General features: G+C 47.3%; 13 protein-coding genes. 10 read left to right on the top strand and 3 right to left on the bottom strand.

Annotated elements, in window-relative coordinates; translation table 11 throughout:
• The first annotated feature begins 19 nt into the window (after positions 1-19).
• Positions 20-4,006 carry a two-component regulator propeller domain-containing protein gene (locus WBJ53_RS12970; RefSeq protein WP_338876555.1) on the top strand — a complete coding sequence of 1,329 codons (3,987 nt, stop codon included), beginning with the start codon at positions 20-22 and terminating at the stop codon, positions 4,004-4,006.
• A gap of 272 nt (positions 4,007-4,278) precedes the next feature.
• The gene (locus tag WBJ53_RS12965) at positions 4,279-4,677 is read left to right on the top strand and encodes a LytTR family DNA-binding domain-containing protein (protein WP_338876553.1); all 399 of its coding nucleotides are present in this window, start codon (positions 4,279-4,281) and stop codon (positions 4,675-4,677) included.
• Between the two features lie 194 nt (positions 4,678-4,871).
• On the opposite strand, the gene WBJ53_RS12960 is transcribed toward WBJ53_RS12965, so the two are convergent.
• The gene (locus tag WBJ53_RS12960) at positions 4,872-6,368 is read right to left on the bottom strand and encodes a glycine--tRNA ligase (RefSeq protein ID WP_338876552.1); all 1,497 of its coding nucleotides are present in this window, start codon (positions 6,366-6,368) and stop codon (positions 4,872-4,874) included.
• Between the two features lie 91 nt (positions 6,369-6,459).
• Here WBJ53_RS12960 and WBJ53_RS12955 point away from each other — a divergent pair, with 91 nt between their 5' ends.
• The 6 genes from WBJ53_RS12955 (at position 6,460) to WBJ53_RS12930 (ending at position 10,444) form a co-directional block, all read left to right on the top strand.
• Complete coding sequence (locus tag WBJ53_RS12955; RefSeq protein WP_338876551.1) at positions 6,460-6,645, top strand: AAA family ATPase; 186 nt, start codon at positions 6,460-6,462, stop codon at positions 6,643-6,645.
• Positions 6,632-7,480: a DUF3696 domain-containing protein gene (locus WBJ53_RS12950; protein ID WP_338876550.1), complete on the top strand. Its 849-nt coding sequence runs from the start codon at positions 6,632-6,634 to the stop codon at positions 7,478-7,480. Before WBJ53_RS12955 ends, WBJ53_RS12950 begins: the two co-directional genes overlap by 14 nt.
• Positions 7,480-7,956 (top strand): hypothetical protein, encoded by a 477-nt coding sequence (locus WBJ53_RS12945; protein WP_338876548.1) that lies wholly within the window; start codon positions 7,480-7,482, stop codon positions 7,954-7,956. The genes WBJ53_RS12950 and WBJ53_RS12945 overlap by 1 nt, the downstream gene beginning before the upstream one ends.
• A 10-nt stretch (positions 7,957-7,966) precedes the next feature.
• Positions 7,967-8,449 (top strand): methylated-DNA--[protein]-cysteine S-methyltransferase, encoded by a 483-nt coding sequence (locus WBJ53_RS12940; protein WP_338876547.1) that lies wholly within the window; start codon positions 7,967-7,969, stop codon positions 8,447-8,449.
• A gap of 138 nt (positions 8,450-8,587) precedes the next feature.
• Complete coding sequence (locus WBJ53_RS12935; RefSeq protein ID WP_338876546.1) at positions 8,588-9,079, top strand: lipocalin family protein; 492 nt, start codon at positions 8,588-8,590, stop codon at positions 9,077-9,079.
• A gap of 144 nt (positions 9,080-9,223) precedes the next feature.
• Complete coding sequence (locus WBJ53_RS12930) at positions 9,224-10,444, top strand: pyridoxal phosphate-dependent aminotransferase (protein ID WP_338876545.1); 1,221 nt, start codon at positions 9,224-9,226, stop codon at positions 10,442-10,444.
• 114 nt (positions 10,445-10,558) lie between these two features.
• Here the strand turns inward: WBJ53_RS12930 and rpiB are convergent, their stop codons facing one another.
• Entirely contained in the window at positions 10,559-10,993 is a 435-nt protein-coding gene (gene rpiB, locus WBJ53_RS12925; RefSeq protein ID WP_338876544.1) for a ribose 5-phosphate isomerase B, read from the bottom strand.
• A gap of 263 nt (positions 10,994-11,256) precedes the next feature.
• Here rpiB and WBJ53_RS12920 point away from each other — a divergent pair, with 263 nt between their 5' ends.
• Positions 11,257-12,057, top strand: a complete 801-nt coding sequence (locus tag WBJ53_RS12920; RefSeq protein WP_338876543.1) for a TIGR00730 family Rossman fold protein — start codon at positions 11,257-11,259, stop codon at positions 12,055-12,057.
• Between the two features lie 35 nt (positions 12,058-12,092).
• On the opposite strand, the gene WBJ53_RS12915 is transcribed toward WBJ53_RS12920, so the two are convergent.
• Positions 12,093-13,079 carry a helix-hairpin-helix domain-containing protein gene (locus WBJ53_RS12915; protein WP_338876542.1) on the bottom strand — a complete coding sequence of 329 codons (987 nt, stop codon included), beginning with the start codon at positions 13,077-13,079 and terminating at the stop codon, positions 12,093-12,095.
• 161 nt (positions 13,080-13,240) lie between these two features.
• Here WBJ53_RS12915 and WBJ53_RS12910 point away from each other — a divergent pair, with 161 nt between their 5' ends.
• On the top strand, positions 13,241-14,881 hold the full coding sequence (locus WBJ53_RS12910; RefSeq protein WP_338876541.1) for a DUF3667 domain-containing protein: 1,641 nt from the start codon (positions 13,241-13,243) through the stop codon (positions 14,879-14,881).
• Positions 14,882-14,908 lie beyond the last annotated feature (27 nt).

Here is a 14,908-nt window from a genome sequence, read left to right as displayed (position 1 = left end):
TCCCTGTTTCACACCCATTATGCTTTTCAGTAGGCGCTGGCTCATTCAGGTGGTCGTTTTGCTCCTGGTTTTTATCCAAATTACCCAGGCATCGTCCCCCGGCCCCGAGTACCTTACGGTTCAGAACGGCCTACCACAGGGTTTTATTAAATCAATTTTACAGGATCGCCGGGACTTTATATGGCTGGCTACTCGCGATGGCTTATGTCGTTACGATGGCGTTCGGTTTAAAATTTTCCATCATGACCCACACAATTCCCAGTCGCCATCGTTCAGCAGTATTTATGAAATTCGGGAAGATGTACACGGAGCGCTCTGGACTCGTACCGAAAACAACAACGTCGACTATTTTAATCCAATAACCGAACAGACCCGACGGGTTTCGGATTCGCCCGCCTTTCGGCAGCTTGTTAACCGTAACGTGCTGACATCTATTTATCCCGATCAGCAGGGTAATCTGTGGATAGCCACCCTAACCAACGGTTTTTTTCAATTAAGCCCTAAAGGCGTCATTAAATACCACAACTGGCCCATTCGCAATGATACCGTTCAGCATCGGATTGAATCTCTGCTCGTCGATCGGCACAATAACCTTTGGATAGCGGCATCGGATGGCCTTTTTCGGTACGACACAAAGGCCCAACAGTTTACCGTTTTCCGTACAATAAATGGCTTACCGAGCAATGATGTGCGCGGGTTGCGGGAGCGTAAAAATGGCGAACTGATCATTAGTTTTCCGGGTCAGTTTGCGCTGTTCAACCCCAATGGAGGCACTGTTCGACAGGTAGTTCCAATGCCCGATCAACCCGCTATGGCTCCCATACTGGCTGGCGATTCGCATGGCAACGACTACATCAATTTAAATCGGTATTCCGATCAGTCGGGTTTGTCGCCTTTACCAATCACTACGCCTATTGTTCCGGGAAGTTTGCTTTCGCTATTAATCGACCAGTCGAATGTTCTCTGGATTGGAACAAATGGTAATGGCGTTGTTAAGTATGACCTTAACAAACGTCCTTTTCAAAGCTGGGCCTATACCATTAACTTCCAGATAGGCTGGATGAACCAGCAATTGGGAATTCCGATTGCCGCAATTCCACCCATTGTTCGGCAACAGGACCCTTTTAGCTTACGCTATCAGTTCGACCGGCAAAAAAACCTTTGGATAGGTGGTCTAAAAACACCAGTATATCGCTATAACGCTGTTCAGCAATTATTTGAAGCAATTCCACCAACCGGAATAGAGGCTCGCTGGCTACCGGCAGGTGCCTTCCATTTCTCGGCCCTTACAACAGGCCCCAACGGTGAGCTGTGGGGGCTTCTAGGTGCCGATGGGCGGGCTGTGGCCCGTTATGACCCAGACACAAAATCGTTTACAGCGTTTCCGCTTCCCCTTCCCATTGGGCATCCCTTCGAGATATTGGCCATGACCGTCGACGGTGGCCGTATTTATTTGGCTACACAGAGTCACGGTCTGCTGCGCGCCGACCTGGCCGACAAACGACTGATCCGGTGGCGGGCAAACCCCAACAACCCTAATGCGCTACCAATCAACTCCTTATCATGTCTGATTCAGGACCCGGTCCACTACAATTTTTTGTGGATTGGAACCTATGGTAGTGGACTTTGCCGACTCGATAAACACACCGGAAAGATACGAAGCTTCACCGTTCACGATGGTTTACCCAATAATGTCATCTATGGTATTCGCCCCGATGCCGACGGTCATGTATGGCTTAGTACCAATCATGGCCTTTGCCGTTTCGATACCCGAACCTTTGAAGTCAGAAACTATACCACCGACGATGGGTTGCCGGGCGATGAGTTTAATCGGTTCCATGACGTATCGTTGCCCGATGGCCGGATCGTATTTGGTGGTTACGGTGGATATACCGCTTTTGCTCCCCGGCAGGTAATCGACGATCATTTCAAGCCTGTTGTTGCGCTTACTGCTCTTCGGATCAATAACCAACCCGTTAGTTTAACAAATCCAGAATCTCCGCTTTCGAAGGATATAAATGAAACCCAGGAAATAACCCTCAATTATCAGCAAAACTTCCTCTCTTTCGATTTTGCAGCCCTTCAGTTTAACCACAGCAGCAAAAACCAGTATCGATACAAATTAATTGGGCTAGACGACGACTGGGTGTATAATGGTAATCAGACAACTGCTACCTACACGAATCTTCCTCCCGCTACCTACACCTTCGTTGTCAATGCCTCAAATACGTCGGGAATCTGGAGTCCAAACATGCATCAGATTTTCATACGCATAAAACCTGCTCCCTGGGCAACCTGGTGGGCCTATTCGGGCTATGCTCTTTTGTGTATTGGTGCTGTTGTGGCCTTTGTGCGGGTACGAATCAACCGCATCCGGCTCAAAAGCCGAATGGAATTACGAGAACAGGAATCAATTCAGCTCAAGAATCTGGATGAAGTAAAATCCCGCTTCTTTGCTAACATTACGCATGAATTCAGAACACCATTGACCCTGATTTTGAGTCCCCTTGAGCAGCTACTGCGCGACAGTCACGATCCGCACCAACACAGCCGATTGGCAATGGTTCATCGTAATGCCAGCCAGTTGTTACGACTCATCAATGAATTGCTCGACCTGGCAAAACTCGAAGCAGGTAGCCTGACAGTAAGTCCTACGAATGGCGATCTGGTCGAATTTTTAGAACGCACAACCAGCACCTTTACCGAAGAAGCACAACGCAAGCACATTAAGTTTCGGGTGCATTATCAGATTGAAGGCCGATTTTACTGGTTCGACTCCGACAAACTGGGCAAAATTCTTAATAATTTACTGGCCAATGCGCTAAAGTTCACCGATGAAAAAGGACAGATCGATGTTAACTTTTTTACCTTTTCGCCGGAAACCCCACCAATCAGCGAAATTCTGGGCCCAGTCAATATTCTCCGGCTGACAATAAAAGACACCGGAATTGGCATTCCAGACCATAAACTTCCTTACATTTTCAATCGCTTTTATCAGGCCAACCAGCCCGACAAAGCAACTGGTATTGGCTCGGGTATTGGCCTGGCTTTGGTTAAAGAATTAGTGGATATTATGCAGGGGACAATTAACGTTGAGAGTCAGCCAGACAAAGGCTCCATGTTTATTGTAGAACTCCCCTTCCAGGTGGCTCAGCCTATATTACCTGCTCTTGGAAACAGTACATTCGTGTCTGAGGCCAATGCCACCACGCAATCGAATGCTGGCGAAATCTCCGATTTACCCCACTTATTGCTGGTAGAAGACAACGACGAAATAGCCGAGTTTGTCACGGATATTCTTCGTCCCGACTGGCAGATTCAACGTGCCAGTAACGGCCGGGAAGGCATCGAGGCTGCCCTTGCCGATGGCCCCGATCTGGTTATCAGCGATGTGCTGATGCCCGAACTCGATGGCTATGAACTGTGTCGGCAACTGAAAAGCAACCCTATTACAAACCACATTCCTATCCTACTTCTCACGGCTAAATCGTCGATTGAAAGTCGGGTTGAAGGTTTAGCTGCCGGAGCCGATGATTATCTGGCCAAACCGTTTCAGATTGACGAGTTGCGCTGGCGCGTTCGCAATCGGCTCGAACAGCAACGGCGATTTAGTCAGCATTTTCGAACGCAGTTGCTGAGCGCAGGCTATGTGCCAACCGTAAGCCCGGTGCCCGAAGATGAGTTTATGAATAAAGTCTACGCTGTTCTGAATGCCCGGCTAGGCGATACAACATTTGGTGTAGAACCATTGGCAGCAGCCGTCAATATGAGTCGGATGCATCTGAACCGAAAAGTAAAAGCCTTGACTGGCCTATCGCCCAACGAACTGATCCGGGCCGTACGGTTGAACCGGGCCAGCGAAATGCTGCTGACCAATGTTCCGATTTCAGACGTTGCCTATGCAGTTGGTTTCGACACGCCTGCCTACTTCTCAAAAGTATTCAAGGAACATCATGGCTTAACCCCATCTGAATACATTGAACAGCATCGACACAAAGCGGCCTAAACCCTGCTTACCAGCCTACCCGTAGGTATGTTGCCGACAATACGTTTTTCTTAGCGATTTGCGAGCTACCGCTCAATCAACAAAGCCCCAGATGCACATCTGGGGCTTTGTTGATTGAGCGGTAGCTATTAAAAGTCAACTAGTTATCCTATATGTTACAAATTTTATAGCACTTGTTACGAATGAAAAAGACATTAGACAACCGGATTGCTATCATTGCATCATCTTCTTTTTCGTGATTAGTCAAGCACCATTAAACCAAAAAAACACTCATGACCTACGTATCGTCCGTAATTGCTTCTGCCCGCACAGCTCCCATTGAATGGCCACCTCTAAAATTATACTTACGGGAAACAGGACGCCAGTCGTTTCCGGTTTCGGATCTGGTTTATATGCAGGCCGTAGCAAACTACAGTTGGCTGAACTGGATGGATGGTCGTCGGATGCTGATGCCCCGAACCTTGAAATACTACATGCCCAAACTCCCAACCGAATGGTTCATCCGGCTGCACCGCAACTGCGTCGTTAACCGTCGGTATGTAGAGCGGCTCGAACGCACGGAAACGGGTGGGCTGGTACACTTGTCTACGGGTGATGTGCTGCCCGTTTCGCGTCGGCGGTGGACAAGCGTACGTCGGCAATTAATGAACAACATGCCTCACCTCAATTAAGCATAGCCTTTGGCCAATACCCTTGCTGCTGTTCAGAAGACCCGAATTATAAGCGAGGCAAGTGATTAGCCAAAGGTGTATAAAGCGGTTTTTCGCTTCTTAGAGCACCTTACAGTAAAACATGCACTGAAATCAAATAGCCCAGGTCGGCACCGACCTGGGCTATTTAGTGTCTCAACGAAACTACGCTTTTTTTACATTTTCTCCAGAACCCGCTCCATCGACACTTCCTGACCGATGCGGGCTTTTAGTTCACTGATCGGAACCCGCACCTGCTCGGTTGTGTCGCGATAGCGAATTGTAACCGTGTCGTCTTCCAGGGTCTGATAGTCGACGGCAATGCAGAATGGCGTCCCAATCAGATCCTGACGGGTATAGCGTTTACCAATCGCATCGCGTTCTTCATAAATTACCCGGAATTCAGAACGCAGGTTCTTCACAATAGCTTCGGCTTTTTCGGGCAAACCATCTTTGCGAACCAACGGGAATACGGCTGCTTTTACAGGAGCCAGCGCCGGATGCAGCTTCAGGTAAGTCCGTTCTTTCTGATCGTCGCCCTCGCCCACGGTTTCTTTCGTGAAGGCATTGCAGAACGTAGCCAGGAACAGCCGGTCGGCGCCTACCGATGTTTCAACTACATAGGGAATGTAGTTACCATAAGGCTTGCCCGTAGCCGGATCAATTTCGTTATCGAAATACTGCTGTTTCTTGCGGCTCAATTCCTGGTGCGATTTCAGATCGAAATCCGTACGCGAGTGAATCCCTTCCATTTCGCGGAAACCGAACGGAAATTCGTACTCAATATCTACGGCAGCATTGGCATAGTGTGCCAGCTTTTCGTGGATATGGAATTTCAGTTTTTCGGCGGGCAGCCCCAATGCCTGATGGAACTTCATACGGGCATCGCGCCAGCGCTCGTACCATTCCATTTCGGTTCCGGGCCGTACGAAAAACTGCATTTCCATTTGTTCGAACTCGCGCATACGGAACGTAAACTGCCGGGCCACAATTTCGTTGCGGAACGCTTTCCCAATCTGCGCAATACCGAACGGAATCTTCATCCGGCCGGTTTTCTGCACGTTCAGGAAGTTCACGAAAATACCCTGCGCCGTTTCGGGACGGAGATAAATCAGGCTGGCGTCTTCGGCCACCGAACCAACCTGCGTCGAAAACATGAGGTTAAACTGCCGCACCTCGGTCCAGTTGTCGGTACCCGAAATGGGGTCTTTAATCCCTTCGGCAAGAATCAGGTTTCGCAGGCCTTCCATATCGTCGGCGCTCTGCAACCGGCCCAATTCGTTGCGCAGGGCCTGACCCCGCGCCTGATCGCCCGCTTTTTCGTATTCTTCGGCTTTTAACTCGATGAGCTGGTCGGCCCGATAGCGCTTCTTTGAATCGCGGTTGTCGATCATCGGATCGTTAAACGAATCGACGTGGCCCGATGCTTTCCAGGTAAGCGGGTGCATAAAAATGGCGGCATCAATCCCAACTACGTTGTCGTGCAGTTGAGTCATGGCCTTCCACCACAGGGTTTTCAGGTTATTTTTTAGTTCGACACCGTTCTGACCGTAGTCGTACACGGCCTGTAGCCCGTCGTAGATTTCAGAAGACGGAAAAACGAAGCCATATTCTTTGGCGTGGGCGATAATGTCTTGTAAAGAAGTTGCTGGGGACACTTTCTGCTCTGTCATAATCAGTTACTGAGACCGCAAAGATAGGGGTTAGACCGAAAATCCCCGAAATTGGCTAACTTTCGGCTGTAGGTTTTATCAAGAAACGAGTATGCTCATTAATTCCCTCGGCCTGAAGAATTTCAAATGCTTTGAAGAACTCAACGTAACCTTTGCGCCGATTACCTTGCTTACCGGGGCTAATAGCAGCGGAAAAAGCTCCTTAATCAATGCTATTTTAGCTGTGCTACAGACCGAACAGTTTCCATTATACCTGTCGCCGAATGGGAAGTTTTGAGGAGATAGTCTATCAAAATCAAGCGAGCAATACGTTTTCTATATCTATTCAGTTTGAGGGGAATGACGGCACTTTTGACACCCAATGGTACCGAAATAACACCAACAATTTACCCCAAAACCTCTACGAATTAGATCCAACTTTCGCTCCTGAAGATTTCGATAAAAATTTCAATTATATAGGATCGTTCCGACAGCCTCCAGAAAGAACGTATTATCAAAAGGCGAAAGCTCAATATAAAGTTAGTCCCGACGGGGTAGGCTACATTGATCAAATTGTGGAATGGGAGGAGACAGCTCCTACTAAAGTTCTATTACTTAATGGCATAATGAGAGAAATTGAACTATTCACTAAAGTTCAATCCACAAAATTAAAAGGAGGACGTTTTGACTTAACTATAAAGACTACGACAAATTCTCGTTTTGCCTCCCTCACAGACGTAGGTTTTGGTATTAGTCAGTTCCTGCCAATAATAGTAGCTGATCTTCAGCTTTCCGATAACTCATGCCTGGCAGTTTCTCAGCCTGAAATTCATCTTCATCCAAAAATCCAGGCACAATTCGGCAATTATTTAGCGAATCAAATTAAGCGGACGCAAAAACAATATATCGTTGAAACACATAGCGAGTACCTGCTTAACCGCATTCGGCTTCTGCTGGTTACAGGTGAATTGAACCCAGAAGATGTTTGTGTTTTATATTTTGAAAACGATGGCACAAAAAATACTGTCCACAACGTAGAATTTACCACAAGTGGCGAAATAAAGGGTGCTCCTGCGGGCTTCTTCGATACATATGGAATTGATGTAATGGATATTGCGCTGAATGCTCACTAATGGAAAATCCCACCGGAGAAGAATTAGAAAAAATTCTAAAATCAGATCTTTTTGTCGATACCAACGTCGCAAAAAACTTTAAGAATCCCCTCGATCCTGAGTACAAAAAACTCCTCTCGTGGCTTCGCTCCAGGGGTTGCTGGGTAGTATCTAAAAAACTACTTGTTGAATATGGTCGAAGTAACCAGAACATTGTTGTACTAACCGACATATTACAACGCCAGGGCAGGTTAAAAGTTATTGAAAACGATGCCCACAATAAGCTCACTTTTACAAAGCTTACCGAGAAACGCCTTACCTGCAATGCCGAAGATGGGTGGCGCTTGAAAACGATTCTGCTGTCGCATCGTAAAATCGCCATTATCATTGATGTAGCCTTACGTAATGATGTGAATAACCACCCGATTTTTAATGGCGTAAAGCCACAGGCGGTTGCCCAGCCAGAAGAAATCGACTATGAATTTTTAGCAGTATAACTAGTGCGACATGACAACGACAATTTTCGACTCGCCCCTCGGGCAGGTACGTGTAACCGGCGACAATAACGGTGTCAGCAGAATTTCGTGCACCGACGTTTCGTCCGACGAACCCGTATCCACTGCTTTACCTGAACCGGTTGAACAGGCAGTTGCGCAGTTAATGGACTATTTCGGCGGGTCGCGGCAAACGTTTGATTTTTTGCTCAATCCTGCCGGAACTCCATTTCAGCAATCGGTCTGGAAAGCGCTACTTGATGTGCCTTATGGTACTACCCTATCTTACCTGGCCCTAAGCCGTCGGCTGGGCGACGAAAAAGCCATTCGGGCGGTGGCCGCTGCCAACGGTAAAAATCCACTCTGGATTGTGGTTCCCTGTCACCGTATTATTGGTTCCGATGGGTCACTGACGGGCTATGCAGGTGGCTTATGGCGCAAAAAGTGGCTTCTCGAACACGAACAGGGCGGTTCGGGCCAACTGTCGCTCTTCTGAAAATACCATTTATTTAGTCAGGAAAGGCATGCAATGATCCATAAATGCCGTACGTTTGTCTCTTAAATACACTAACCGATCACAACAGATTACCAGACAAGTGTCCTGTCTGCTTTTGTCGATAAAATAGATTACCGGGTGAAACAGCGATTACTACTTCCTTTGCTTTGTCTGCTCCTGATTGGCCTCATCAATGCATGCACTCAGGGCAGCAACGATGTTACAGTGTCTGGGCCAATAGTGGGGCAATGGGACATCAATCGATACGTTATTTCAGACCTGCCCGACTCCTACTCTACCCTCAACGGAACCATCAATTCCAACCTTGGCACCGATACCTATACGTTCCGTACCGACTCAACCTATTCTGAATCCTACTCATCGGCTAATACCCAAACGAAAGGAACCGAAGAAGGAACCTGGTCTTTGCGTGACTCCGTATTAACCATCAGACCCGTTAGTGCTTCGCCGGGCCAGACACCCGCCCCGTATGCGCTTAAATACATAAAAGCCACGGGTGAGTTAAGTTCAGGTAAATTTCAGACTTCGGAGCAAATCCAGAACCCGACGACTAATGTAGTAGAAACTATTACCTATAACCTCGAATTTTTTTATGTAAAACGATACTAAAAGCTATCCCCATTCACAGTGTCTGGCTGTCGAATTCGCGTTCTATATGCGTGTAGCCACATTGCGGGGTTTGGCAGTTGTATCGAATAAACAGCTCTTTTCCTGACCGTTGGTTTTAGTGAAAGAGCCTTGTAGTTTTGCAAAATGGATGAAATTTTAAAGAGTGAACGGCTCACCAATTTAAAGTATGACATTCGGGGGCCAGTCTATGAAAAATCGCTCGAATTAGAGAGCCAGGGCTATAAAATAATCAGTCTGAATATTGGCAACCCAGCCACCTTTGGATTTGATGCGCCCGACGAAATTGTTCACGACATCATCCTCAATATCCGCAATGCGCAGGGGTATTCTGATTCGCGTGGTCTGTTTGCCGCCCGCAAGGCAGTGATGCACCATACTCAAAACATCGGCTTACCGGGTATCACCATCAACGACATCTACATCGGCAATGGCGTTAGCGAGCTTATTATGCTCTCGATGCAGGCCTTGCTGAACGAAGGCGATGAGGTACTGATTCCATCGCCTGATTATCCGCTCTGGACAGCTTCGGTAGCCTTTTGTGGTGGCAAACCTGTGCATTACATCTGCGACGAAGCCGCCGACTGGAATCCTGACCTGGCCGACATAGAAAGTAAAATCACAGCGCGAACCCGGGCCATTGTTGTCATTAATCCTAACAACCCTACTGGTGCTGTATATGACAAATCGGTGCTGGAAGGTATCGCCCGTATTGCCGAACAGCATAAACTCATTGTGTTTTCCGATGAAATTTATGATCGGATTCTGTATGATGGAGCAGTGCACTATCCCATTTCGAAAATGGTGAACGATACGCTGTGTATTACCATGGGCGGGCTTTCGAAAAACTACCGGGCGGCTGGTTTTCGGGGTGGGTGGATGATTATGAGCGGTGCCCGTCATCGGGCTAAGTCCTACATCGAAGGACTAACCTTACTGGCCAGTATGCGTCTGTGCGCCAATGTGCCAACCCAATATGCAATCCAGACCGCACTCGGTGGTTATCAGAGCATTAAAGACCTGGTTATTCCAACAGGTCGCCTTTATAAACAGATGATGCTGGCATATAACCGCATGACTGCTATTGATGGTATTACCTGCGTTAAACCCAAAGGCGCACTGTATATTTTTCCTCGAATCGATCTGGATCAATTTCACATTGCCGACGATGAGCAATTCGTCTATGAATTATTGACGGAGCAAAAGGTGTTGGTAGTGGCAGGTAATGGCTTCAATTATTTCGATAAAAATCATTTCCGTATTGTGTGTCTGCCCACGGTTGATGAATTAACCATAGCGCTGGACCGGATTGAGGCCTTTTTGGAGAGCCGCCGGAAGGCCTCCTAGCCCCCAAAGGGGGAAGCGCTGCCGCCTTCTTTTACTGCCTTTGGCAGTTATTAGAATGCGACAGCAACTGAGCGGCAGCAGTTCCCCTTTGGGGGCGTGGGGGCTTGGCTTATTCTAACAGGCAATTTTGCCAACGCGCCGTTGGTGACGCTCTCCTTCAAATTCTGTTTCCAGAAAGCGCTGAACGCACTCCAGTGCATCGTTTAAGTCAATAAACCGTTCGGGCAAACAAAGCACATTGGCATCATTGTGCTGGCGGGTAAGTTCAGCTATTGCGGGTTGCCAGACTAATGCCGCCCGAATACCCTGGTGTTTGTTGGCAGTCATGGACACACCTTGCCCACTGCCGCAAATCAAAATTCCCCGATCGGCCTCCCCCGACTCAACAGCAGTTGCTACGGGATGCGCAAAATCAGCATAATCGGCCGAGTCGGCCGAATAGGTTCCAAAATCCGTTACGGTATAGTTGTGCGCTTCGAGCCAGCTTCTGATGGCTTCCTTGTACGAAAATCCGGCGTGATCAGCACCGATGGCAATACGATAGGACATAATAAGAAAGATAGGCTGATAGGGAAACTATTGCGGTTCGTTGTGATTTTGCCAACGATTTAATAACTTATTAACCGCGAATACTTATCTACCTGCATTCAGAAGAAACGTTTTGGCAAAATTATTCGTTATTTGACTCCGCCCGAATAAAAAAATAGATTACGATGGCTGTCGGTCTATCTTTTTTGTAGCTACAGGGCGGTTAATTCGATTTATAACTGAGTGAGTACGTTTCGCGCCCACTACCTTTTTTTAGTACATTGATGGAAGAAACAAAAGAAAATGTTCATCGCTCTGAAACGCAGAGCACCGAACGCATTACGCAGGATTTACCCAAGCGCGACGAGTTACTCCTTACCCCCGACGAACAACGGATTAAAGATGCGTTCCAGGATCGGAACTGGAATGAAATAAAAACGGCCGACTCTTGGGTTATCTTTAAGGTGATGTCCGAGTTTGTGGAAGGCTTCGACAAACTTGCCAAAATTGGCCCTTGTGTGTCGATCTTTGGATCGGCCCGTACTAAGCCCGACAACCCTTACTATAAAATGACCGAAGAAATTGCGGCCAAATTGGTTCGTCATGGCTATGGTGTTATCACAGGTGGCGGTCCGGGTATTATGGAAGCCGGTAATAAAGGAGCCTTCGAACAGGGCGGTAAATCGGTTGGTCTCAACATCAAACTTCCGTTTGAGCAACATAACAATATTTACATCGATCCCGACAAGAGTATCAATTTCGATTTCTTCTTTGTCCGGAAAGTAATGTTTGTCAAATACGCCCAGGGCTTTGTGGTGATGCCGGGCGGTATGGGTACGCTCGATGAGCTATTTGAAGCAATGACACTCATCCAGACCCGAAAAATTGCCCGTTTCCCGATTGTTCTGGTTGGCCGGGCATTCTGGGGTGGCTTGCTCGACTGGATTCATGATGTGATGCTAAATCAGGAACACAACATTAATCCAGAAGATATGAAACTCGTTAGTCTGGTCGATACACCTGCCGAAGCAGTTAAAGTGATCGACGACTTCTACAGTAAATACCTGCTCAAACCCAATTTCTAGCCTAGCCAAACCCCGACAATTGATCAGAAGTATGTTCAAAACTCCAGGTAAGGTGCTAGCTTATCAATCGTTTTCGCATCTAAAATCCGAATAGGTCGAAGCGCTTCGACCGACGAATAGGCTCCGTGTTGCTCGCGATAACGCACAATTATTTCTGCCTGCCGACGCGATAAAAACGGATGCCTATCCAGTTCGTCTGCCGAAGCCGTATTGATCCGAATGCGCCGGGGCGCTGTTCGAATCTGACCAAATTTCTGAAGCTCCGCAAGCGCTACCGAATCCAGTCCGTAAATGTCGCGGTACTGCTCTATCGACACGAATCCGCCCAGCGCGTCCCGAAACGCCAGTATTCGCCCGGCCAGTTTAGAACCAATTCCTTTTAAGGCAATCAGTTGAGTGGTATCGACGGTGTTAATATCAAATGGCTGCAATTCGGGTTTCGCTGGTCGCGAGAATTGCGGCCGATCGCCTGGTTTGTATGCTTCATGTGAAAACGGCTTATCGGCCCTGGCGGCATCAGTACTGCCTGCTTTCCCAGCCTCCTGTTCAGACAAGGTCATGTAGGGCGCTAACTGTTGGTATAGCTCGGATGGGAAATTATAAATCCGCAGCACGTCTTCTTTTTTCCGAAACCGCCCTCCTTTATTCCGATATTTTTCGATTCGTTGGGCTAACCAGCCAGGCGTTCCCAACTGCTGCCACCCGGCAACACTCACCGTATTCGGATCGAACATAAACAGTCGTGGCTCATTAAAGCGTTCAGCCGTTGTTTTCCTATTTTCAGTCCGTTCTGAATACGCTGGCTGGGCAGCCTCCTGCTGTTGCATCAACTTTACCAAACTATCCAGTTTTTGCTGGTCGGCTACCGACGTATCGACCGGGTTCCGGTCGGCAATGAACCGAAACACGAACGGAATCAGCAGACAAAGCAATGTCAGAACTAACAGTACCAGAAAGCCACGGGATTCTTTTTGGGAAAAGCCAAAATAGTCGCGAATAAGCGACTGCAAACGGTTAAACATGGTGGTGGGTATGGTTACGGATTAAAAAACCAATCGTCGTAACCAAAATAGCAAATAAAACCTACTAAAAGATCAATAACGAAAAAATAACGCAGGGGGATAGCTCTAGACCTACTGGCCATTTGCAAAAAGTAGGCTATTTTTGGCAAAACTGTCTATTCATGTCTACAGAGCACGATCAATGGTCTGTCTGTCCTAACTGCGACACTCCCCTTCCCGAACACGCTCACTATTGTCCGAACTGCGGTCAGGAAAATCATACCCATAAACAACCCTTTGGCCATCTGTTGTATGAGTTTGTGGAGAGCATTACTCACTTCGACGCCAAGCTCTGGGCTACCTTAAAGGCAACTGTGCTAAAGCCTGGCCAGTTTGTGGTCGATTTTGTGAACGATAAACGCGCCCGCTATGTGCCACCTGCTCGTTTGTACGTGTTCGTATCGGTAATTTTCTTCGTAATGGTTAATAAGGTTACCGAATCAGCTTTGCACCATTCACTGGAGATAGAAGAAAAAGTTCATGATATATATGGCAACAAGGCCAGTGAGTTTACATTGGATGGAGTTCTGGGCAAAGCTGTTGTTGAAGAGAAAGGTCTTGATGAAATCGGAAATGCCAAGTTTTATTTTAATCAGAAATCGGACCCCAAAGCCCAATCGACCATTGCTTATCTGAAAACGCTCTCGTCAACCCAGCTCGACTCACTCGTTCATGAGTTTTGGGAAGAAGGACAAAATGAAAAGGTGAATATCGACAACGATGCCGAAGAGCAACAGACAGTAGAAAAATCTAAGAATCCGTTATCATTTGCCCAACAACTACAAAAAGGCGTTTCATACTTACCGGCATCACTTCCTGTACGCTATACGGAGGATGATGACGAAACGACGACCAGCGAAAGTTATTCGGTGCCGGTTTCGCGACTGATCGAGCGCGATACACTTAACGCCAGTAATCTTAGTCTTGTCAAAACAATCACCATTCCATTTGCTAACGGAGACTCGCTAGGCATAGCTACGTTAGCCGCCCTTAAACAATATAACCGGCAACAACTTCTGGATCTCTATGGGCAAACTCACGCCATTTTGCCCGATATGCGTAATCAGATCTATTCGGAAATGAAAACGCTGGTAACTCTGCTGCCCAATGAGTACGATCATTCTCGCAATCGGAAAGTAGGAAACCAAGCCGATTATCTAGGTTTAAAACTAATATTTCCAAACGATTCGACCCGCGACGCGCAAATCCGGCTGACGAAATACATGAACGACGAGCAGTTAACCCATTTTATAGCGCAACATTCGAATCAGTCGCTCGACGAAATGAGTTGGTGGAAACGGAGCTTCATTCTGAAATCGATTCGGCAAAGTGCTAAATTCAAAACAACCGAACCCCTGACAGATCGTCCCGAAGTATTGCATAACCTCCTTCACGTCATTATTAAATATGTATCGTGGGTTATGTTTCTACTGATGCCAGTGGTTGCCTTCGTGCTGTTGATTATCTACTTCCGAAAGCGTAAGTTCTACTACGAGCATCTGATTTTTTCGGTCCATGTCCATACTGTTTTTTTTATGATTTTAACCATTGGACTGACCATTAGCTATTATGCTCACTGGGATGATGCTGTTGGGTGGTGTTTCCTGTTGGGCTATCTTTACCTGCTCCTGGCCATGAAACGTACCTACGGGCAGGGATGGGCCAAAACCATTGCTAAATTCGCCCTCTTCACCTTAATTTATGGCTTTGTCTTTGCTATGCTTTTCGGAATAAGTGGGGTACTTGGCTTCCTGAATTTCTAAAAAAAACAACGGCAGCGACTACCATAC

It is taken from the genome of Spirosoma sp. SC4-14 (genome assembly GCF_037201965.1).
In the GTDB taxonomy this organism is placed as follows: Bacteria; Bacteroidota; Bacteroidia; order Cytophagales; family Spirosomataceae; genus Spirosoma.
The sequence above is the reverse complement of the archived record's forward strand: the minus strand, read 5'-3'. Positions and strand labels throughout refer to the sequence as shown.

Bases quoted from the DNA above. Each gene is read 5' to 3' on its own strand.
- WBJ53_RS12910 (WP_338876541.1), top strand. From the start codon at position 13,241: ATGTCTACAGAGCACGATCAATGGTCTGTCTGTCCTAACTGCGACACT.
- WBJ53_RS12945 (WP_338876548.1), top strand. From the start codon at position 7,480: ATGGAAAATCCCACCGGAGAAGAATTAGAAAAAATTCTAAAATCAGAT.
- WBJ53_RS12970 (WP_338876555.1), top strand. From the start codon at position 20: ATGCTTTTCAGTAGGCGCTGGCTCATTCAGGTGGTCGTTTTGCTCCTG.
- WBJ53_RS12965 (WP_338876553.1), top strand. From the start codon at position 4,279: ATGACCTACGTATCGTCCGTAATTGCTTCTGCCCGCACAGCTCCCATT.
- WBJ53_RS12930 (WP_338876545.1), top strand. From the start codon at position 9,224: ATGGATGAAATTTTAAAGAGTGAACGGCTCACCAATTTAAAGTATGAC.
- rpiB (WP_338876544.1), bottom strand. From the start codon at position 10,993: ATGTCCTATCGTATTGCCATCGGTGCTGATCACGCCGGATTTTCGTAC.
- WBJ53_RS12920 (WP_338876543.1), top strand. From the start codon at position 11,257: ATGGAAGAAACAAAAGAAAATGTTCATCGCTCTGAAACGCAGAGCACC.
- WBJ53_RS12960 (WP_338876552.1), bottom strand. From the start codon at position 6,368: ATGACAGAGCAGAAAGTGTCCCCAGCAACTTCTTTACAAGACATTATC.
- WBJ53_RS12955 (WP_338876551.1), top strand. From the start codon at position 6,460: ATGCTCATTAATTCCCTCGGCCTGAAGAATTTCAAATGCTTTGAAGAA.
- WBJ53_RS12940 (WP_338876547.1), top strand. From the start codon at position 7,967: ATGACAACGACAATTTTCGACTCGCCCCTCGGGCAGGTACGTGTAACC.
- WBJ53_RS12950 (WP_338876550.1), top strand. From the start codon at position 6,632: ATGGGAAGTTTTGAGGAGATAGTCTATCAAAATCAAGCGAGCAATACG.
- WBJ53_RS12915 (WP_338876542.1), bottom strand. From the start codon at position 13,079: ATGTTTAACCGTTTGCAGTCGCTTATTCGCGACTATTTTGGCTTTTCC.